Annotated in this window: 12 protein-coding genes and 1 pseudogene; 7 read left to right on the top strand and 6 right to left on the bottom strand. The window is 64.9% G+C overall.

The genetic code is table 11. The features are described from left to right. The 6 genes and pseudogenes from QMK34_RS34980 to QMK34_RS34955 form a co-directional block, all read left to right on the top strand. Positions 1–773 (top strand): annotated as a pseudogene (locus tag QMK34_RS34980) (hypothetical protein); the annotation flags it as partial. Between the two features lie 137 nt (positions 774–910). Next, positions 911–1,084, top strand: a complete 174-nt coding sequence (locus QMK34_RS34975; RefSeq protein WP_326418985.1) for a hypothetical protein — start codon at positions 911–913, stop codon at positions 1,082–1,084. A gap of 135 nt (positions 1,085–1,219) precedes the next feature. Beyond that, a complete protein-coding gene (locus QMK34_RS34970; protein WP_326418984.1) occupies positions 1,220–2,365 on the top strand; it encodes an exo-alpha-sialidase in 1,146 nt (381 codons plus the stop codon). A gap of 640 nt (positions 2,366–3,005) precedes the next feature. Further along, complete coding sequence (locus QMK34_RS34965) at positions 3,006–4,484, top strand: DUF7405 family protein (RefSeq protein ID WP_326418983.1); 1,479 nt, start codon at positions 3,006–3,008, stop codon at positions 4,482–4,484. Between the two features lie 84 nt (positions 4,485–4,568). Then, positions 4,569–5,354 carry a GH12 family glycosyl hydrolase domain-containing protein gene (locus tag QMK34_RS34960; protein ID WP_326418982.1) on the top strand — a complete coding sequence of 262 codons (786 nt, stop codon included), beginning with the start codon at positions 4,569–4,571 and terminating at the stop codon, positions 5,352–5,354. 622 nt (positions 5,355–5,976) lie between these two features. Continuing rightward, on the top strand, positions 5,977–6,477 hold the full coding sequence (locus QMK34_RS34955; protein WP_326418981.1) for a GNAT family N-acetyltransferase: 501 nt from the start codon (positions 5,977–5,979) through the stop codon (positions 6,475–6,477). Between the two features lie 198 nt (positions 6,478–6,675). Here QMK34_RS34955 and QMK34_RS34950 read toward each other — a convergent pair whose 3' ends face one another. Then, the gene (locus QMK34_RS34950) at positions 6,676–6,927 is read right to left on the bottom strand and encodes a hypothetical protein (protein WP_442785276.1); all 252 of its coding nucleotides are present in this window, start codon (positions 6,925–6,927) and stop codon (positions 6,676–6,678) included. Between the two features lie 1,004 nt (positions 6,928–7,931). Next, the gene (locus QMK34_RS34945; RefSeq protein ID WP_326418980.1) at positions 7,932–8,954 is read right to left on the bottom strand and encodes a hypothetical protein; all 1,023 of its coding nucleotides are present in this window, start codon (positions 8,952–8,954) and stop codon (positions 7,932–7,934) included. A 232-nt stretch (positions 8,955–9,186) separates the two neighbouring features. Here QMK34_RS34945 and QMK34_RS34940 point away from each other — a divergent pair, with 232 nt between their 5' ends. Then, positions 9,187–11,934: an AfsR/SARP family transcriptional regulator gene (locus QMK34_RS34940; protein WP_326418978.1), complete on the top strand. Its 2,748-nt coding sequence runs from the start codon at positions 9,187–9,189 to the stop codon at positions 11,932–11,934. A gap of 5 nt (positions 11,935–11,939) precedes the next feature. Here the strand turns inward: QMK34_RS34940 and QMK34_RS34935 are convergent, their stop codons facing one another. From QMK34_RS34935 to QMK34_RS34920, 4 genes are read right to left on the bottom strand one after another with little or no spacing between them, the layout of a single operon-like run. Next, positions 11,940–14,804, bottom strand: coding sequence for a pPIWI_RE module domain-containing protein (locus QMK34_RS34935; RefSeq protein ID WP_326418977.1), 2,865 nt, complete (start codon positions 14,802–14,804; stop codon positions 11,940–11,942). After that, positions 14,801–18,280: a hypothetical protein gene (locus QMK34_RS34930; protein WP_326418976.1), complete on the bottom strand. Its 3,480-nt coding sequence runs from the start codon at positions 18,278–18,280 to the stop codon at positions 14,801–14,803. The genes QMK34_RS34935 and QMK34_RS34930 overlap by 4 nt, the downstream gene beginning before the upstream one ends. Continuing rightward, positions 18,273–19,355, bottom strand: a complete 1,083-nt coding sequence (locus QMK34_RS34925) for a restriction endonuclease-related protein (RefSeq protein ID WP_326418975.1) — start codon at positions 19,353–19,355, stop codon at positions 18,273–18,275. The genes QMK34_RS34930 and QMK34_RS34925 overlap by 8 nt, the downstream gene beginning before the upstream one ends. Then, positions 19,352–20,749, bottom strand: coding sequence for a PD-(D/E)XK nuclease family protein (locus QMK34_RS34920; RefSeq protein ID WP_326418974.1), 1,398 nt, complete (start codon positions 20,747–20,749; stop codon positions 19,352–19,354). Before QMK34_RS34920 ends, QMK34_RS34925 begins: the two co-directional genes overlap by 4 nt. Positions 20,750–20,923: the final 174 nt, after the last annotated feature.

Genomic DNA, 20,923 nt, shown 5'->3' with positions numbered 1-20,923 from the left:
ACGGCGCCGGAACCGTCGTGGAACGCAACAACATCTACGACCTGCACAATGACTTGGGCGGCAGCTACGACACCGATGGCATGCGGTTCTGGGGCCACCAGACCATCCGCTACAACTACATCCACGACATCAACGAGTTCTCCAGCGGCAATCGCCATCCGCACGTCGACTGCTTCCAGACCTACAACAATGGCTCCGAGTCGGCGGGCACGCTGATCGAAAACAACTACTGCCTCCGAGTGTCCCGGCAGTGCCTGATTGCGCAGAACAACAGCGCAAGCAGCTATCAGATCCGTGACATAACGTTCCGCAACAACGTCTGCGAAACCTATGATAGCCAGGGCATTAATCTGGGCAGCATGAGCGGCGTCACGCTCGACAACAACCTGATCATCAGTGGCTTCCGCTACCAGATCGTCAACCTCGAAAAATTCAATCTCACCAACACCAACACGACAATCCGGAACAATATTCTCGTTCGCACCGAATCCAACGCGAAAACCTACCAACGCGGCGCCAGTACCGCTGAGCATTTCTCCAACAACCTCGAACTGCTTGATACCAGCCTCAACCAACGCGACACCAACTTCAACAACAGCCGCGGGCCCTACTCATCGACGAAGGCTGCGGACTTCATCGACTACCGCGCGTATGCCGCCAAACGAGATATCAAGGACAAAGGTTCCGCTATCGACCACGCCTCCACCGATATCGATGGCAACGAGCGCGTCGTCGGTGGTGCGATCGACTTGGGCCCCTTCGAGAGTCAGTAAACCCGTCGGTAGCTTCGGTGCGGTCCGGGTCTCGGATCAGCGCGATCGTCGTGTATCTCTACATGGGCCAGTTCCTGTCGAAGAACGCACGGTTCAGGCCCTGTCCGAGGTGTTGGTACCCGGTCTGCGAAGGCGCCGTGTCCACCGTTAACCGGCGCGCGTCCGGTGGTCTGGAGGGTTTCCTGGCACTGGTGCGCGGCAGGATCACGGGGGCGCCGGTGGTGAATTTCGACGAGACCGGGTTCCGGGTCGCGGGGAAGCTGCACTGGGTGCGCTCGGCGTCGACGGGGAACCTCACAGATCAATCGTGAGAAACGAGGCACTCCGGCCAGCTCGCCTTGGTGTGTTCGACGTCTTATGGCTTACCGAACCTACTAAGCAGACAATGATCCGTTCTTGTCGAGCCTTGTTCTAAGGAGTCGAAGATGGGGCGTCGGTTACTTGCGGTGGCCGCCACAATCACGCTGTTGCTGGCACCCCCGCACCATGCGTCGGCAGCCAGTCATGGCAAGGTGCATACGCAGGTCTCATCCACGCGCGCATCTGGCGCGTTGTTACGGAACGATACTGGGCTGTATCCGCGGGCCATACGGCTGAGCCATTCCGGCGAAGCGAACGGGATGGTTGTGGCCAGTGTTGTCGGGTTCGACGGCGGCGGGGGTGTCGGCGTGATCTACCGCAGCGCCGACGGTGGGCAAAGTTTCCACGAGGTTGGTGCGATCCACGACCGCGCCGCGGCAGGCGGTCTGTGTTGCTCCAGCATATTCGAATTGCCCCAGCAGATCGGCACGATGCCTGCGGGGACACTGTTGTGGTCCGCCGCCATCGGGCAGAACGCTCCCAATCGGCGGATGACAGTCAGTATTTGGACAAGCCCCGACCACGGTGTCACCTGGTCTTTCCTGTCCGTGTGCCGTGTCGCCGGAAACTCGGGTGGCTTGTGGGAACCCGAGCTGTCGGTGAACGCAGAGGGAGACCTGGTCTGTCATTACGCCGACGAGACCGAGCAGCCCCGACACAGCCAGCTTCTCGCTGAGGTGTTCTCATCGGACGGCGTCAGGTGGAGTAATCCCTACCACACCGTCGCCGTCGCGAACGCCGGCCTACGACCAGGCATGCCTGTCGTCCGCAGGCTGGGCAACGGCAGCTACTACATGACCTACGAAGTGTGCGGTACCGGCAATCAATATGACTGTGCGGCCTACTATCGCACGTCGGCCGATGGGGCGAACTGGGGTGACCCGGCGGGGCTGGGCACGATGATCAGAACCGAGTCTGGTCAGTACTTCACCCATGCGCCCAATCTGGCGACAGCGGGAGGCAAGTTGTGGGTCGTCGGTCAGCAGCTACGTGAACCCAGCGGCGCCATCGCTGCCGGTAGCGGTCGCACCGTACTGGTGAATACCCACACCGGCACTGGTGGCTGGGCGATGATCGGCGCCCCGGTGGTCGTGCCGTCACCGGCCAACAACTACTGCCCGAATTACAGCTCCTCGCTACTTCCGTCCCTGGATGGAGGCAGGCTGCTCGAAATTGCCACCGACTACGACGGATCGATATGCAAACCCTATTACGCATCCGGTCCCGCATAGAATCTCACGGACGATGTCTTCGGAACCGTCACCTGTCGGCCTATGGATCATCATTTCCGATCTCTGGGAGCAAAGGATGCTTCTTACTACTGCGCGAAGACCACAACGAGAGAATGCGGCACTGCGACTCGGTATCGCCAGTGGTGCGCTCGTCGTCGCCAGCATGGTCATCCCGAGTTCGGTCGCGATTGCCCTGGCCAGCTCGCCGCAGGTGCCGTGGACAGGTGACTCGTCCACTCTCGCGCCCGGCGGGTCGGCCGTTCGTGCGACCGACTCGCCTGGCAAAATGATCTTTTCACCGTCATGCGCTCGACTGTAGCCGCTGGTGTCATCCATATTTGCGCGGAGCCTTATGGTGTCGAACGCTATGGAACTCAACTGTGATGTTGGTTACCGTGTGCTGGTATCGATCATGATTTAGCGACGCACTCGCTTTGTTGCCATCTTTCGGATTCTCCTCCATCGTCCTGCCTGCAGGACGATGGAGGAAAGCCTTTACGAATGCCTATTTACCCGGAGATTTCGATCTGTTGTGGAGGCCGTGGTGATCGATCCCGTCCCAGGAATCCCAAGCGCAGTGTGTCCTATGCGGGGACGCCGCAACACTAATGTGGGCGCGGTCCATCGGCCGATCTTGACAATGCCCGTGTCGCGACGTAAGGCGATGCATCGCGGCGGTGCTATTCTCGGCGTACTGGCCGCGACCGTTTCGCTGGAGCTGTTCGACGAGTTCGCGAGAGTTCCTTACCGTCTCGCGTGGGCAACAGCGGCATTTCCCGACGTCCAATTCGACCTGTCCGCGTTCGTGCCGCCAGCCAGCACCGTCGACGGAGTCGCAGTGTCCTTGCCGCCGGTGTTCACTGGTTTTGTCACCGCTCGCCTCGACCGACTGCCGACGAAAGCGGACCAGGGGCGTATGGAGAACGCGTTAGCTTCGATCGAAGCTAACTATCCGTATACCCCGGCCGGCGTGTTCACTCACGTCGCGTACAGCGACAACTACTTCGCACGCTTGCCGCGAACGGTGGTCACCGCGCACATGCCTCGCACGCTGGACGGCGGCCAGCCGGTGCTCAAGCGTGCCGTGGCGGGCCCCACCGACGTCGCACCCGGCTCGCGGACACTGGCGTTGCGCAGACCGGAGTTCGCGGTTCCCCTGCGGCTCGAGAACAACGACATCCTGTTCACAGTCCGTGCCGACAACGCCGATCACGTCAATGACGTCGTCAAGTGGCTCGCGGGCAGTAATCAACTGGCCGGACGACAGATCGGGTCGCCCCGGTTCGATGCCGGTATGACCTTCACGTCCACCAGGGCGATGTTCGTGCAGGTCGGGCTTCCGCGCTCGATCGCTGATCGTGAACGGCTGCCCTTCGCCTCCTTCGTCAACCCGTTCGCCCCGATGTGGATGGGTTTCGCGGATCAACAAGTGGACGCGAGTGCGCCCGCGCCTGATGTGACGTTCGCCGGGGCACACGGCATCAAGCTCACCACCGCCGAAGCGGGTGACTACTTCGACAACGGTGCGATCCAGCACCTGTCACACGTTCTGCTGGACCTGCAGCAGTTCTACCTCGACGGCGACAACCAGGACGAGCCCGCCGCGGACCACCGGGAACAGTTCTCGGAGAGAGTGCAGTACATGTTCCAGTCTCCGCCGTCGGCAGAGCAGGACCCGCAGGACCCGTATCGCGACGGAGGCGGCCCGCGAGGCACCGACAGCCGTGGCGGTATTCTGCCGAACGTGTTCCGTGGGGCTGACTATGCGCGCAGCAGCGCCCAGCAGTTCGGCAGAGTCGGGCATGTCTCCGCGTTGCACCGCTCCGGCCGCACCGCTGATGGGCGCCCTGTCCACTTGCGCATCGACGGCCCTGGCTTCGATGCCATGGACACGACGTCCGGGCATAACGCACCGAAACTGCAGTTTTCCGGTTTCTTCCCCAGCGCGGACTTCTTCGAGGACCTACGTCGCAACCAGGCATCGATCGACCTGCTCGACGAGTTCGCCCTGGACGAGGAAGAGCACGGCCTCGAACGATTCATCACCACCACTCGCCGCCAGAACTTCCTCATGCCACCGCGCCGCCATCGTGCGTTCCCGCTTGTCGAACTGGCCTAAGTGTTCCGTAGCTCACCAGGCTTCAACCCGTCTTGATCCGCATCTGCGCGGGTCTGCGAGTTGCCACGATGACAGGGAGTTTTCATGCGAAAGGAAGCGTGTGTTCTCGCTATCGCAGCGCTTGTCATGCTGCCAGCGCAGACGGCAGCGTACGCTGCGCACGTCACCGAGACAGCGGCCACCACGTCGCTGTGCCGTTTCGACACCGCGTCGGTCGCGGGCGGTTCGTACATCGTGCAGAACAACGAGTTCAACTCGAGCGCGTCGGAGTGCGTCACCACCGACGGCAAGGCCGACTTCACGGTGGCGAACTCATCGATCTCCAACGCCACCAACGGCTCGCCCGGCGCCTACCCGTCGATCTACAAGGGATGCCACTACGGTCACTGCACCGCTAATAGCGGCCTACCGGTGCAGGTCGCCGGTATGACCACCGGAAAAGTGCGGACCAGCTGGCATACCACCCAAACCGGCGCCGGTGCTTACGACGTCGCCTACGACATCTGGTTCAACCGGACACCGGCCACCTCGAAGCATCCCGACGGCGCAGAGATGATGGTGTGGCTCGCGCGCAACGGGCATGTGCAACCTCGCGGCTCAAAGGTTGCGACCGCCAAGCTGGACGGACTGTCCTTCGATGTGTGGCGCGGCGGTCCCACGGTTTCCTACGTGCTGACGAATTCATCGACATCGGTCAACAGTCTGGACATCGACAACATCACCGCGGACGCGGTCAGCCGCGGATACGTCCAAAAAACGTGGTACCTGATCGGGGTCGAGGCAGGGTTCGAACTATGGCAAGGCGGGGGGAAACTCACCACCGACTCCTTCTCGGTCGACGTCAGCACGGGAGCAACTCACAACAGGTGAACATCAACGGCCCATCGTCCGGCCGCGGCCATACGCCTACGCTGCTTCGGCCGGACCGATGATCGGGCTGCCAGATGCTCCCGCACAGGCTCGGTCTAGCGCAGCTCACCGGTGCTGGCATGACGGCTCGGATACACCCCGGCGCCGTCGGTCAGGACGGGCCCGAAACCGCGAGGACCGGCCAGAGTAGGTCTGCGCTCGTCGCGCCAGCACGACTTGGCTGATCACCGCGACCGAGTTCAGCCGACTCATCGCGAGTGATACCTGGTTGGACCCGCAGTTCGGCTCAACATGAGTGGATGCGACTACGTCCGAGCTGTCGCCAACCAACTCAACGACCGACCCCGCAAAACCCTCGACGGCAATCACCCGCCCAAGCCATACGGAAGCTACTCTTCACACCAAACAACAACCGATGTTGCAACCACCGCGTGAATCCGCCCACCTGGATCAGTGGCTGGAAAATCAATCGTGGACATGTATGTGTGGCTCAGCCATGCCGTTATTCGGCAACTCCAGCTGATCTTGCGTTCCTTTGCGCCTGTGGTCTGGATCTGGCGACGCTGTAACACATCCGTAATTAATGAGATTCACTGCCGCAGGGGCCAGTAGCCTGTGAAGCATGAGCCATGTCCTGACGACAGAACGTCTGGTGCTGCGCCCAGTGACCACGCGAGACTATTCTTGGTTGCTTATCCACTGGACTGAACCGGCGATGCAGCGATTCCTGTTCGACGGCAAGACACTGCATCCTGAGGAGATCACCCGGACCATCGGTGACAGCATGCGGGACTTCGCCGCGGCCGGGTATGGCCTCTGGATGATTCGAGAGGCTGATGGGACCGATCTGGTCGGCACGGCGGGACTGCGGCCGTTGGAGAGCCTTGGGCTCGAAGTCTTCTACAGTCTGGCACCCGTCGCGTGGGGCAGGGGGTACGCCACCGAGGCCGCCCGCGCCGTCGTGGACTACGCTCTCGGCCGACTTGGGCTGCCGGAGGTACTGGCTGAGGTTGACGAGGGCAACTCCGCGTCAGTTTCGGTCGTGGAGCGGCTCGGGATGATCCCCATCGAGGTGGTGCCCGGTTTGCTTGGGTTGATCAGCCGCTACCGCAGGACGCGGTGAACCACGTCGTGGAGACCCATGGTGCTCGCCTTGAGATGCGGTGGTCGAACCGAGACAACCCTGGCAATGGCGTCACAGATTCGGTCACGCAGTTATGCAGCGCCGCGCTGCCCGCGCACTGCTTCGCTTGCACGCAGATTCGAGGTCCCGATCGTCGTGGCAGCGGAGTCCGCGCGCTGGTGTCACGTCACCTGTTTCTCAGACAGGACGCGCGTCAGTCTGCTTGTGTCGGCAGGAACTTCGGTGCATGTCGGGTGGTTCCGCTTTCTCGAACGCCGCCGCGAGCGAAAGCACAGATGCGTCCGACCAGCGTCCTGCGAAGAACGACAGGCCAACAGGCAGTTCACCCGCGTATCCGGCGGGCACGGTGATGTCCGGGTACCCGGCGACTGCGGCAGTCGTTGAGGAACCGAGTTCGTACCCTACGTCGCCCTTGCCGTATGTCGTCACCCATGCGGGCCCGTTCGTGGGCGAGATGATCGCGTCCAGATGGTCGTTCGCTAGAGTTTCGTCGAGGACGGAAGATCTGCAGGTCAGGTGCTACTTCTACCCGGCAAGGACGACGCCGGGCAGCGGGACACGGTCCGCGCTTCATCTGTGCTGGCGAGAGCCTGAGCCGGACCCTCGGCGGCCTCACCTCGGGCTCACAGATCAACAAAGCCCACCAACGACACCACTGAAATCAGGATAATTCGTTGGTGGGCTTTGCTTTCTGACTGTGCGCCATCAGGGACTCGACCCCCGAACCCGCTGGTTAAGAGCACGCGGCCGCCGGTGTCGGATGGTGCCGAATGATGTCGGACAAGACTGTTTCGTCTGGCCGGAGCACCTTTAGCAGACGTCTAGGTGTCGACAAATGTCAACGGGTGTCGTCCTGTCCGTGCGCTCTCGGGCTCCCCTCGGGCTCACAGGTGTCGGATCCTGTCGTCGAATCTGTCGAGGCTAGAGTACTCCGACAACCTGACCTGCGCTGCTTTGTGCTGTAGCGGCGGGCTGTTGATGCCCTTCGCGGGGCTCTGCGGCATGGTGGTCCCGGTGAGTCGGCCGCTGGAACGTGGTGGTGCTCCGCTGGCAGTAGTCGGCGATAGCGGGCGCGGTGGTCCAGCTGACCTTCCTGTTGGGTTCGGCAACCTCCTGACTTTGGCACTCCGGTTGGATGTGCCGACCTGGGTGGCACCTCTGGTGGCGCCGGCTGTCGACATGTCGGTGGTAGTGCTTGCGATCCGGCACCTGTCGCTGAGCGGTGCCAGTCCCGAGGTGCTGCGGTCGGCCCGCCGATTTCGCTGCGCGGGACGGCCCGAGTGCCCATGAGGTGCGTCCGGGCCGTCCGTTCGTGCGGCGGAGTCGATCGTCAACCGGTCCTGGACGGCCAGGCACGGTCACCGGTGCCGCCGCTTCCGTCGGGAGTGCAGCTGATGATCCTTCGGATGGTGGACATGGAATATTCTCCTTATCTAGTGGTCAGCCGGGTTGGTGATCCGCATCAGACGGAAGCATTGTCTGCGTAGCAAAAAGGCGGATCGCCCCGGCGCGGATGTGATCCGGCGGGCAACCGGAAAGCTGGGCCGTGGCGTCCAGCGGAACTGAGACGCCAATGGCACAGAGGGGTCCAAGACCGTCCCGTACTTGGCGACCGCTTCGCCGAGCGAGCCGGTTACGGTCTTCGGAACGGGATTAGCCATATACACCGGCTTTCCTGCCGCAGCAGCATACGCGGTGTCGTGGCCGTGGTCGCCTACGACGAAGTCGGCTGTCGCGGCGAGAGCGTGCCAGCTGTGTTCGGGCGCTAGGAACTCCATCCGCTCACGTGCCACTTGCCCGGCCCAAGCCAGCACCTGCCGTCTGCCGTGCCGTGCCCATACCTCTGGGGCTAGCCGACAGACCAGTCGGATCCCTGGCGTTGGCAGATCTGTGGCGAGCCGCCGTAGGACAGCAGGGGACCTGCCGAGCAGCGAGCCGGGGCCCTGGGCTGACAAAATAAGGCCAAGTCGCTGGCCGCGGTGGATCCCCGCCGGCCCGGTGCAGGCGTCGAGGAGCTCGTCGTACCTTGGGTCGCCGATGACGACCGCGTGTCGGCCCACCTCCGGTGCCGCGGCCTGAAGCCGGGCCACAGCCCGGAGATGTGGCAGGCCAATGAGTACCGGTTGGGCTCGGCCCGGTCGTCGCCGGACAAGACGCATCAGCGCGGCGACGCAACACCGGCCGTCGTGACCGACGATCTCGCCGTCCACCGAAACCTCGGGCAGTACCAGCAATGGGCCACTCACCGATCCGACCCCGGCCGGATCGGCCGTGATCACGAGATCGAATCGCTCCCGGATCGCGCGTTCCCATGGAGTGGTGAGCGCGCCGATCGTGATGAAGTAGTCCCCGACGAGGTCTTCGACCGGACTTGGAGGCCGGGTGAAGACGACCTGGACCCCCGATTCCCCCTCGATCGCCCGTACCGCCGCGCTCGCGCGCTCGCCTGCCGCCACGCTGTGTATCACTGCCAGGACTACGCGCCGCACTTCGCAGGTTTGCATGCTGTACCCAGTCGTCCACCATGGCGCGAAGCCTTCTGGATTCGAATATCTCATGGTTCCCTCTTTCAGCGTTGTTCCGGACGCTGCCAAATGTCTCTGCCGGGCGTTGCGGAAACCGTGGCGAAAGCGTTGCGACCCGATCGGGCGAGGACAGTTAGGCGCCGGTCTGGTTCACTGGATAACCATGGATGAACCTACGGTCGACCTGCGGATTCTCGGCTCCGTGCGGTTGACGGTGAACGGCAAGGCGGTGCATCTGGAACCCCGCCAGGCAACTGTTCTGGCGATCATCGCCGCGGCGGGAGGCAAGGTTGCTTCCACCGAGCTGGCTCGTCGCCTCGGGGTGGATGGCTCGGCGACACTGCGGTCTTACCGAGCGAGGCTCCGAGCCAGCGCGGGATTCGAGTTGGTGGGAAAGAACGGCCGTTCCGGGCTGCAGCTGGTGATCGCGCGGGACGCGGTTGATTTATGGCGGTTCCGTACCGGGATCGGCAGATGTGTTGGACTGCCCGCGTACCGGAAGCTGCCTCTCTTGCGTGAGGCTACAGACTGCTGGCAAGGGCTGCCGCTGGCTGATCTGGACCCGCGCTGGGTCCGCGACGAGGTGTCGGCGCTGCACGCCGAAGGACGCCGGGCCTTTCTTGAGCTGATCAAGCTTTCCTCGAAACAGGAGGGGGCGGAACACACCGCCGTCCACGCAAAGCGAGCCGGTGACCTGTTCCCGCACGACGACGAGATTCGGGCCGAGTTGTGGCAGACGTGGGCTCGATGCGGTCGGTCGAGCGCGATCGCCGACGACCTCCGCCGACGCCTGGAGTTGCCCCGAGATCTCGGTTCACTGTCGCCCGGGCTGCTTCGCAAAGAAGCCAAAGCCCTGATCGCCCAAGCCACGCGTGTATCAACGGCTGTGAGGGTGCAGGTGCCACACCCGCTCCCGTGGGTACGGTCAAAGGTGTACGGCCGTGATGCCGAGTTCGACGTCCTCGACACCCTGACCGACCCAGGCAGCGGGATCCGGGGCGTCACGGTCAGTGGACTCGGTGGCCTGGGCAAGACTGAGCTGGTCGTCGAATGGGGACACCGTGTGGCCGCGCAATTTCCCGATGGGGTCCTCTTTGCCGACATGGGTGGCTTCTCTTCGTCTGGCCCAGTCCGGCCAGAAGTTGTTCTGACGGACTTTGCGAGGCAGCTCGGGATCCTGGTCGCAGATTGCGCCGGCGGTGGCCTGCTGGCTGCGTATCGGACGGCGGTGAACACACGCGCGATTCTGGTCGTCATCGACAACGCCCGCGATCACCAACACGTGACGGAACTACTGGCGGCCGGGAAACGCAGTCGCACTATCGTCACGACGCGCGCCGCCGCTACCATGCCGGCTGTGGCAGGCGGGCAGGTACTGGCCTTACGTCCGATTACCCTCGAAGCGAGTCTGGAAGTCCTGCGTTCAGTCATCGGCGTGGAGAGGACCAAGGGGGAGCCGTTCGCGGCGGCGAAGCTCATGGCGGCGTGTGGGGGAATCCCGCTGGCGGTCCGGTTGGTCGCCGCGCAAGCGCAGCTGAATCCGGGCGCCAGCCTGGAAGACCTGGTGGTCCGGCTGGGCTCGGCGTCGGCGATGCTGGGCGCGAAACCCGAAGGAGAGACCACATTGCGGGACTCACTCGCTTTGTCGTACGCGCCGCTGTCCGCTGAGGCAGCCCGGGTGCTGCAGATCAGCGCTCTCCACCCGGGACCCGCGATCGCCTTGGAGGTAATCCCGTTCCTGTCGGGACTGCCGGCGTCCTTGGCCCACGAAGCTGTAGACGAATTGCTGCGCGGCAGCCTGCTCGACCCGCTGCCGGAGAACCGGTTTCACCTCCACGACCTGGTTCGGGCTTTCGCCCTGGAACGCGCGGTCGAAGAGTTGCCGGCAGCAGAGGTATCCGCGGTCCGGGAGCGGTTGCTGGGGTGGTTGCTGGCGGCTGCACGGCTTTGCGACCGAGCTCTTCGCTCTGGCCGGGAGCTCCCGGACGATCTCCTGGCCGCCGAGGGCGCACCGCTGCCTGGCCCGGCGAACGAGGCCGATGGACGACGGTGGTTTGAGAATGAGCACAACGTCCTGCTCGCGGTGTTGGATTCGCCAGATTTTACGCCCTTCAGCACATATCGGTGGCGCCTGCCGCTCGCCCTGTGCTGCTACCACACCCGCAACGGCCCGTGGCCCACGGCGGAACGCTTGTTGACCTCTGCCTGCGAGATCACGAAGGACGAGCTGGACGAGCCTGAACGCACGCGGTATCAGGCCGTGTGTCATCGGGTGCTGGGCAACATCCAACGGAAGCTGCGGAAGTTCGGAACCGCAGAACGCAGCCTGGCTATCTCGATCACCGTGGCTGAAAGTATCGGTGACCAGCTGGAGACGGCGAACGGACACCAGCAGATGAGTGTCCTGCAGGAAGACCTGGAGAGGTGGGAGGCGGCGCGGCATCACGCGACGGTCGCCGGACATCTCTACGAAGATCTGGCCGATGACCGCGGAGTGGCTGCGACTCTACCCACGGAAATTCATTGTCACCTCGAGCTGGGAGAGCCGGAGCGGGTTCTCGAGCGGGAGGCGTTCGCCGTCGAGCTGATGACCCGGGCGAGCACGCCGTACAACCGGGGCGCGCTGCACCGCGTGCTGATGGACTGCCATCTCAGGCTGGAGCGGCCGGACGAGGCAGCCATCCACGGAGAGGCGGCCCGCGTCTGCTATGTCGAGTCCGGTGCGCCGACCAACGAGGTCCGGGTGCTGGCCGTGCTGGCCCTGGCGTACTGCGCGGCCGGTCGGTTTGAGAACGAGTTGCGTGTATTGCGGGACTTCATGGGCTGCTATGAACGACTGCGGCAGCGGGACGCCGAGGACCGGCAGCTGCACAGCACTGTGAAGAGTCGATTGGCTGAGCTGGGTGCCTGAAGTGATCAGCTCCTGGAAACCTCGGTGTTGAGGGCCTCCGGCACGTCGGCTTCATCGTCCTCTTCCGCCTCCCGCATCGGCAGGATGTACTCCTGTGCCTTTCGGGCGAGGTGCAGCGGCAGCGGCCTGCCGAGCGCGTCGCGGTAGTCCGGGGCCTGCCTCAGCTGGTGGACGGCCATCGCCAGGGCGTGCGGATCGTCACCGTCGTCGGGGTGACACCCGAGCACCGCGATTTCGACGAGACCGGGGTTCCACGCCGGCCGGTCTACGTCGATCGTTGGCTCACCCTTCCGCCCACCCCGGCGGATCTGCCTGCTTTGCAGCTTGTGCGCCGCTACCGCGGAACTCTGCGCAGTGGACGCTTTCGGTGTGGTGCTGTAGAAGATCCGACCGTCCTCCGGTGTGGTGCTCTTCCACAGATTGGCCGGGAGGCCGTTCGCCCCGTCACCGTCCGCAAGGCCCCACCACTGCGGGGTTTCCCGCCTGTCCCCGGTGCGGACCCGGACGAGCCGCAGCCAAGGGTTCAGACGGCCAGCGGGAGCGACGCCGGTGCGGATGATATCCCTGTGCACCTCACCGTCCTGCACCCACGTCCAGAGGTTCCTGATGTTCTGCGCATCGACGAGAAGAACGGTCGGCGTGCCTCGCACTTCGGCCGAGGAGAGCACGCGATGCAGGAACTCCTCCGTGGCGGACTGTTGTTCCTCACGGTTCCGCGGCCGGTCGAACCACGATTCTTCGCGTTCGCCTGTATCGGCCAGGTCGTGCACGGAGACCGCTGCGAGCGTGGGCAGCCGGGTCAGGTAACGCGGGTACACGATCCACGCTCCCATGCCTTCGACGGCCTCGGCGTCCCAGCCCAGGATCTCGCTGGAATCGCCAGTGCCGGGGCGCACCAGCACCGCGACCGGGAACTTGCCCTTGGCCGACCGTGCGGAGGCGCCGCGGGCCTTCGTCGCCGTCCAGACGGCGAGGTACTGGACCCCGTTGGGCAAGCCAGCTGGGACGTCGGTGCGTGGCATCACCGTCGCGCCCAGTTGCCGCAGCGCGTCCACCCAGGACGACTCGGCCGCGGCGGGCAGTTCCTTTTCCGCACGCCGCGAGCTGGGTGTGGTGACGAACTGGGTGACGACCCCGCTGTCGGTCGCGCCGAGCCGCAGTGCGAACTTGGGGTCGTTACGACCGCGGAACACGGTGCGGCCGTGGATCTCCACGAGAGCGACCGAGGGGACCGCCGCGTCCGCACCGTTCTTGGCGAGGAATTCACCCATGTCCACCCGGCGCTTGCCCAGCGCCCGGGACGCGCGGTCCGCCCGGTCTCGGGCCGGCTCCCACGGTACGTCCAGGCTGTCCGTGAGTCCGTTGTCCAGTCGTAGGCAGCTCAAGGTCACCACCAATTCTGGTGTCCGCCACTGCAGCAGGACGGGCTCTCCACGGCCGCTGCGGTCGTGGGCCTGCACGGCTACTTCGTTGGCCCCGCCGTCGCCCTCCAAACCGAACACCTCGGCGAGAGCGAGGATCGCTTCGTCACGGGTCCGCTCGGTGCGCCACAGCAGCCGCGCGGTGAACTCGGGAGCGCCGGACCATTCCGTGTACAAGGCGGCCACCGACGCACGCCGAGTGCGCCGGAGCTCTTCCTTGGCCGCAGCCGTGCGCTCCTCTGAGCCGCCTTGGCGCGCGTTGGAGGGCTTATTCGCGGGCAGCTGCGACCGGGTGAGATCAGGGACTCGCGTCAAGTCCGGCAGCAGCGCCTGCTCGGCCCACTCGACCAAACGGGAGCGCTCGTGAGACATGAAGCCTGAGCCCACACCGTGCTGACCCATGGGCGAGCTGTATGCGATCAGTGCGTCGACGCCTCGCTCACCGGCAAACCATCGTTCGGGGTCGCTCATGAGCTCAGCCGGGTCCGGGAACGGCCTGGCATTGAGGGCGAGCCGCTGCATCAGCTTCGCGGGATCACCTTGCCGCCATGCATGTTCGTCGCCGTGCTTGGCCACGTGCGCCACGCTGTAGCGGTCACTGACGGGGATGCCGGGCAGCCACGAAGCAACCGGGCGCAGGTAGACGGTGCTGCTCCGGCGGTATCCCAGGCGCACCAACCCGGTCTTCGGGTCGGGATGAGTGGCCCACCGGCGCACGCCGAAGTGCAGGTGCACCCGCGGCAGAGGATGGAACGGCACTGTGTGGAGGGTGACGGTGACAGTGACCGAGAACCACCACCGCCCTTGCTCGTCGTCGTGGAAGAGCGGCTGGGACATCAGCTCCGCACCTTGTTGACGTGCTCCTCGCGCGACGGAACGGAAGTGCAGCACTTGTTCGCCGGAGTCATACGGCAGCAGCTTCTGAATTTGGCGGGCGAAGTACTGTGTCATCAGCAGGTACTGAAGGCTGGTGGGCTGGGCGGTTCCGCCGTCGCTGGTGTGGCATCGCGTCAGCGAAATCTCCTTCTTCTGCCACACGGGTGTCTTGGCGTGCAGCGCTTCGCCCACCCGGCTCGCCTCTTCCGGATGTTCCGAGCCGATCTCTTCGATCCAGAACTCCAGCAACCGCAGCAGGATCGGGACGGGCAGCGGCTCGCCCGCGTCTTCCGGGCAGTACAGCCAGGTTCGCGCACCTGCGCTCGCCGCGACCGGGCGTGGCAGCACACCGAGACGTAGATCCAGAGCCTGAAGCAGGGCATCCAGTTGTCGTGTCGGCGGTGTTTGCAGCCGAGCTCGGCCTGTGCGGCCGAGATTGGCGAGATCGAGTACCTGCGCTGCGACGAACTCGGGAAATTCCAAAGTGTGGAAGCCGACGGTGAGGGCGTCTCTGTCCGTGGCGGGTTCGTAAGCCGCTCGCCGGATTGATGTGTATCGCTGAGCCAAGGTCATGTCCTCCGTGGGCTGGGGCCAGGGCCGTCCAGGGCAGGGAGCTCGGCCTGGTCGAGCATTTTGCACAACGCTCGATAAACGGGTTCGTACAGCAGCTCGGCGAGCTGCATTTCCGATGGGGCTACCGGGTCGTCGCCCGGCTGCGGGTCGAAGTACGGGCGCAAGGCGTCCCGAATGCCGTGGAGCAGGCTGGACTGGGCGTGGTCGCGTCGCCGTTTCCGAGGGCGATGCTGGGCGTTTGGCGATTGTGCTTCTGCGGTCGCAAGCGCGAACTTCGCGTCGACGAAGACAACCCGGGCGGCGACCCCACCTCGGACGAGCCTGCCGATCACCTGCCAGAGCACGACCAGCTGGTCCCAGGCGAACGAGCGCTGTTCGTCCGGGGTCAGTACCGAGTATGCGTACCGGCGGATCAAGAGACCACCCCATTTGCTGCGGGCGATGGAACGGAACGCCCGCCCAGCGGCGTCAAGCGAATCGTGAGCGGCTACGAGGGCGGCGAAGGACACCGGATGCTCGTCTCCCGCCACGGGCAGGCCTCGGGTGTATCGGCTCTCCCAGTCGTTGATGGCGAGCACGGAGAGCCCGATGTCGGTCGGTACCGGGTGAGGTCGGGTGAGCAACAGTGCCACGCCTAGCGCTGCGTCGTTGTCCCGGTTCAGGATGTTGTAGCCGCGCTCGATTGCTAGCATCGGCGCAACAAGCACCCGAGCCATGGCATCGGTGGCGAAGAGACCCACGTTGCCGCGCCGGATGACCCCGGAGCGATCAAGGTCGTCTGCTTCACCTCCCAGGTCGGCGTTGTCCGGGACGAGCGCCTTGACGTGGCCGTTCCAGTCGGGCATCGCGTTCAGCTGGTCCGCGACGTCGCGGGCGTCCCGGTAGTTCCCGACCAGAAGCAGCGCGCGTTGTCGGTTCGGGTCCTTGACGTCCCGGATCTCTTCCTCCAGCGGCGGAATCCCGTTCGGTCCGGGCTTACCGAGCTTGTCTACGAGCGTTCGCAGCAGTGACGGCCGGATCCGGGTTGATCGCCCGGACAGGCTGATGGGATTCCCGTTGTCGTCGTGGAAGAACCGCATTTTGAAGACGGTTTCCCGCACCCGCTCCTCGGCCTCGGGCGACGGCCGTAGGACCGCACCGACCGGCGCGACGACGTGTGCGCGTGTCGACGTCCCGGCCCAGCTGGTACCTGAAAGCAACAGCACGTGCGGCCCGCCGCGGCCGGTGGTGGTGTCGGCACCGAGAGAGGGCAGGGAGAACAGCAGTTCCCGTCCGACACCGGTGCACCGGAAGAATCGCAGAATCCCGGTCACCGCGTCGCGTTCGCCGTCGTGCTCGTCGACGACGTACTGGAAGCCCAGGACGTTGCCCATCGGTGACTCGGGCACGAGCGGGAGGTAGTCCATCGGCGGGCGGCGGATCAGTTCGTTGTCGGTGGAGTCCAGTCGCATCGCGTCCTCGACCAGCGGCCAGAGGTGGGTCAACCGGTCCAGTCGGTGGTGCAGCGCCGACAGCAGCAGGACAAACTCCAGCTTGCGCACAAGGGAGTCGTTTTCGGCCACGTGGCCCGGCTCGTCCGGTGTGCCGAGCACCTTGAGCTCACCGATCATTGCGGCCAGCCGGTGCGCGACAGCTTTGCGATTCAGGGTGTGAAGCAGGTCTTGCGTCGTCGCGGCCAATCGGTCGGCCAGGGTCTCGTAGGGGCCGTTGTCTCCCAACGGGTCGTCCCGAAACTGGTCGAACACCTTGTCGGCCTCAGTACGGGAGACTCCGGGCTCGTCCGCCAGTGCTTCTTCGTCCTCCTCGGGCTCAGCGTTCTTAGACCGGTACAGCTCTGCGAGGAGTTTCCCCTGCAGAGTCCAGGAGTTGAAGTACTCGATCCCCACCCATTTCCGCAGATCGTCGTCCGCGATCAGCATCGAGTAGAGCTGGTTCGTGGCGCCGGACACGACGGATAGGGCCACTTCCCAGTTCCGCACATTGCGGTCGGACAGTTGGAGGCGCCCCGCCCGCGATAGCTCGCGGATGTTGTGCGTGTACAAGGTGTCCAGCCACGAATGGGGCTCTCGGGAGACGAGCGTTGCAGTGGGGGCGAACACCATATCCAGGTTCATCATCACCCTGTCCGCCTCGTCGACGACAATGAGGTCACTGCGAAGGCAGGCCAGCTCGAGCTGGCGCAGTCGAACGCCACCGAGGTGTGCCGGAACGGGGCTGGCCACCAGCGACGCCATATTTGCTACCCACACGCGCGCCTTGACCTGATCACGAGCATTTCCGTGCCGGGGGCACTCGTTCCATAAGGGACAGCTCGACGCGCGTGGCCGCTGACGGCCGGTGGTCCGGCCGTCAGCGGCGTAGAGCCGTGTGCACGGGGCGTCGACCGCACGTACTGGCGTTTCCGCGGCCCGGAGGGCATCGAGCGGGCAGGCCGTGCCGAGATCGGCGAATCCCTCAGCCTCGTGATGTCCTGCCATCCGAACGTGACCGTTCGCGGCGAGTCTGCGGTGCAGCCCTTGGACATGCTGCTCGCGGTTGGACGAGCCGATGATCGGCACCACCGCCTGGTCGCCGAGGAAGCTCCGCAGTTCCTGCGCCGTGGCGAGTTGGTCGGCGACGTCACCGACCACCAGGAGGATCCGCAGCGGCTCGTCCTGGCGCGCCGCCCAGACTGCGAGCACTTTCATGAGGGTGCTCTTCCCGACTCCGACGACCCCGACGGCGTGGAGGAGCCCATCGAGCCGCAACTCGCAGCCTTCGGCGAAATCATGCTCTTGGGCGTCCCGGATTAGAAGCCGCGTCGACTCGATACTAGTCTGCCAGTTCGCGCGCTCGCCCTCGACTGCGCAGTCATCCATCCACGCGGCAGTCTCGGCGAGCTCTGCCCACGTGATGTTGAGGGGTTCCCCGTTCGTCACCGTGCGGTTGATGAGGTCATGCCCCGGAACTTCACGTGCCTGGTCTGCGATGTCGTCAGGAATCTCCACCTCGACTCGCTCGTCGCGGTCGAAGTAGAAGTAGCGGCCCGCCTCCGCCGGGGCCAGACGCCCGTCGACGAAGCCCGGTAAAGTGTTCAAGGCCTGCTCGTACACCGCGAACCGGGTATCGAGGGTGGTTGTCCCGGCCCAATCGAACGAGCTCAGGTCCTCCGCGATCCGGAACGCGCGGACAGCGGAGTCCAACTCCTGGTAGTCGCGAAGGGCCTCGAGCCAGGCTTCCGGCCGACGCAGTGGCCAGAGCCGGTGCCGGACGCAGGTGATCATCCAGCCCTGAGCCGGATCGTCCGCCAGGTCTGCTGCCTGCGCGAACGGGTACCCGCCCAGCAGCGGCCAGACCGACGCCGGCGGCTGTGTTTTGTCGAGCTTCCACAACAGGGTCAGGCCCAGTTCGACTGGACAGAGCAAGTCCAGCGGCAGGTCCAACCCGGTTTGCTTGAGCTCATCGGTGAGTTCGGCATACCACTTCTTGCTACGCATGGTCCTTCACCTCGCACCTGATCATGTCGGTGAACCCATCCTCGGTGAAGATCCAGGGCGACATCGCGTGCTCGCTCGCGATCCGCAGGTAGCTGGGGTCGGCGTCGGTCCGGTATGAGGCGACCACCCAGCACAGGGCGTCGATGCCATAGCCGGTCACCGACGCGGCGATCGCTCGGCCAAGCAGCGCCGGGCTGTGCCAGTCAACAACATTCACCGTCCGGGCCTGCCTACCGGGCAGGGTCACCCGCAGGTCGCCAGGGCCGGACATCGGCCAGTAGCCGACCCGTGCCCCGGACAGCGTCAACTTGGCGCCGAGACGCTGGACCGCCCGGCCGGGACCGGAGACGAACTGCCGGTGGCGGCGATCCCCCTGCAAGAAAACCTGAGTATCGTGGTCCCACCGCTCACCGGGAGCCACGAGTCCCTCGGCCGCGCACTCCTCCCGCTCGCACCACCAGTTTCCCCCGTCGGCTGGCAGCAGCGGGCCACCGCAGCCGTCACAGGCGCGAATCTCGCCGCCTGCATCGAAACCGGGCTCGATCTTGACGAAGAATTGACCCAAATACTCGTCGAGTGCGCCGATCCCGGCGAATCGCACCTCGTTGAACCGTTCGTTGGTGAGAATCGGATAAGTCGCCAGCACGTTCCGCATCGCACGGTACGCCAATGCCAGATCGCGTTCGGCGGCGAATGCCGCCATCCCCGTTACCTGGCGCGACACCTCAAGGAACGGATTGGTGGTCTCCGCGCAAAGGGCTATTTCGTGGCAGAGCGCGGTTGGCGCGCCTGAGCGTCCGTCGAGCAGCAGGTCATCCGCAGGGTAGATGTCCGCGAGGAGCACCAGAGGCCATGTGCCGAGGGGGCGCTCGTAGCCCCAGCGGACCATCCCCATCACGGAAGATGGCGGCCGCGCGCGCCGGCGCAGGCAATGCAGAGCCAACCGGTCCAGCGTGGTCTGTACGGCCGCTGGATACGGCATTCGGAAGGCAGTGAGGTCGTCCAGCTCATCGAGGGTCACCAGGGCACTCGCGACCGCGCCGAGCAGCTCCTCGTCCTCGCTATCGACGGTCACGGTGCGGATCGCCCGCTCGCGGTGAGATGCGCTACTCCCGGTGCGCACGCTGTGTCGCCCAGTAACGGTCCCGCCAGCTCGCCGATGACCTTCCGGGCTTCCGCCACGACAGCCGGGTTGACGGGGTCCAACTCTTCAAGGGCGCATCCGTCAGGCCGCAGGTGTTCCAGCTCGACTCGGGAACGGCCCGGGGAACGCCCCGGTGCTCCGGCAGACAGGATCAGGACCGCCAGCGCCAGCTGGGGCACCTGTCGCAGTAAGGGCCGATCGCGCCGTAGCCTGCGCCGCGAGGTCTTTGTCTCTCTCCACACCCACGTGTCGGCCCTTCGGTACAGGAGGTCGGGGGTGCCGCCGAAAACCACGTCAAGCCTCGTGTGGTGAGCGACGATGAACTGGTGCTGGTCATCCCGCACTTCTTCGACGTCCGGGAACGGGCACAGCGTCGCGTGTCGAGCCAATATCTCCCTCGCGGACCTCTGATCTTCCTTGAGGAGTGCAGCGACGTCCTCGCCTGCAGGATCGTCTGGCCGACACCGGCGGGGGCGACCTGTGTGCCGATCCCGCAGTGTGGCGTCGACCGCGCGGCCGATGAGGATCGGCCGGCTCTCGATGAGTCCGGTGTCGCGGAGGTGCAGTTGCCGCCTCAAGTGATAACGCGCCGGGCAGCCTTGGTGGTATCGCAGATCAGTGACCGAAAGTGTCCGCCGTGGCCCAGGCACGGTTGTGACCTCCGGTAGGAGGTCGGCCGCGGGAAGTGCGGCGCATCCAGGCGTGTCGGGGCACACTGCGCAGTCGCGGCCTGCCTGTCGCGTAGTGCCGTCCACGATCTCGAGGAGCCGCGGTGCGACCTTTTCCCGTGCTCGCGCGCGAATCTGCTCGGTCGTCCGGTCGAGAACCGGCACGGCGACCGACGAGGTGGCGCCGAACAGGACGACACGCACTTGATCCGGAGGGCCGTTCCCGCCGAACGCGGCTACGTTGGCGGCGGCGGTGGTGACCTCCTCGGGCCGGCCCGACGGTGTCGTTAAGCCGAGCAGCCACATTTCCCGGATGTGGTCGTCCTCGGACCGGTACCGGCGTCCCCAGCACGTCTGCTCGTACTGGCGCACTCCGCGGTGGTCCGCAGCGTCCCGGCGGTGTGAGATCTTCCACCGGGATCGCACGGGGACGGAGCATGGAGTGGGCATGGCTTCTTGGTGGGCCCGCCAGGCGGCGCGGTAGTTCCGGAACGCCTCGATCGACCAGGCAACCAGTCCTGAATGCGCCGGCGGCTTGCCTGCCCCGAACGTCCCCTGGGTCCGGGCGAGTTCGTCGATTACTGCCGCGTCGTTTCGGCCGTCGAATTCGGCAAGGTTCACCGCGTCCATGAGCGTACCCAGGGTGAAATCGGTCAAGGCTGAAGACGGGAACACCGTGCTGTGCCGAGCTTTGTGTGCCAACGCCTGCGGGCAGCCCTGCGAGCCGAGGTCGCTGGCACTCACGCGCACAATCTGTCCAGGATTTGTCACGTTTTCCCGTTCATCTCCCGTTCCGTATCGCTCGGTAGCGAGAGAATCTTAAACGCGGGA

The organism is Amycolatopsis sp. H20-H5, from assembly GCF_035828755.1.
Taxonomy (GTDB): domain Bacteria; phylum Actinomycetota; class Actinomycetes; order Mycobacteriales; family Pseudonocardiaceae; genus Amycolatopsis.
Note: the sequence above shows the minus strand (reverse complement) of the source record. Positions and strands in the feature narration are given on the sequence as shown.

What these genes read in the sequence shown, in the direction of transcription:
- QMK34_RS34965 (WP_326418983.1), top strand. Translation starts at nt 3,006, where the DNA reads ATGCCCGTGTCGCGACGTAAGGCGATGCATCGCGGCGGTGCTATTCTC.
- QMK34_RS34960 (WP_326418982.1), top strand. Translation starts at nt 4,569, where the DNA reads ATGCGAAAGGAAGCGTGTGTTCTCGCTATCGCAGCGCTTGTCATGCTG.
- QMK34_RS34955 (WP_326418981.1), top strand. Translation starts at nt 5,977, where the DNA reads ATGAGCCATGTCCTGACGACAGAACGTCTGGTGCTGCGCCCAGTGACC.
- QMK34_RS34940 (WP_326418978.1), top strand. Translation starts at nt 9,187, where the DNA reads ATGGATGAACCTACGGTCGACCTGCGGATTCTCGGCTCCGTGCGGTTG.
- QMK34_RS34935 (WP_326418977.1), bottom strand. Translation starts at nt 14,804, where the DNA reads ATGACCTTGGCTCAGCGATACACATCAATCCGGCGAGCGGCTTACGAA.
- QMK34_RS34930 (WP_326418976.1), bottom strand. Translation starts at nt 18,280, where the DNA reads ATGCGTAGCAAGAAGTGGTATGCCGAACTCACCGATGAGCTCAAGCAA.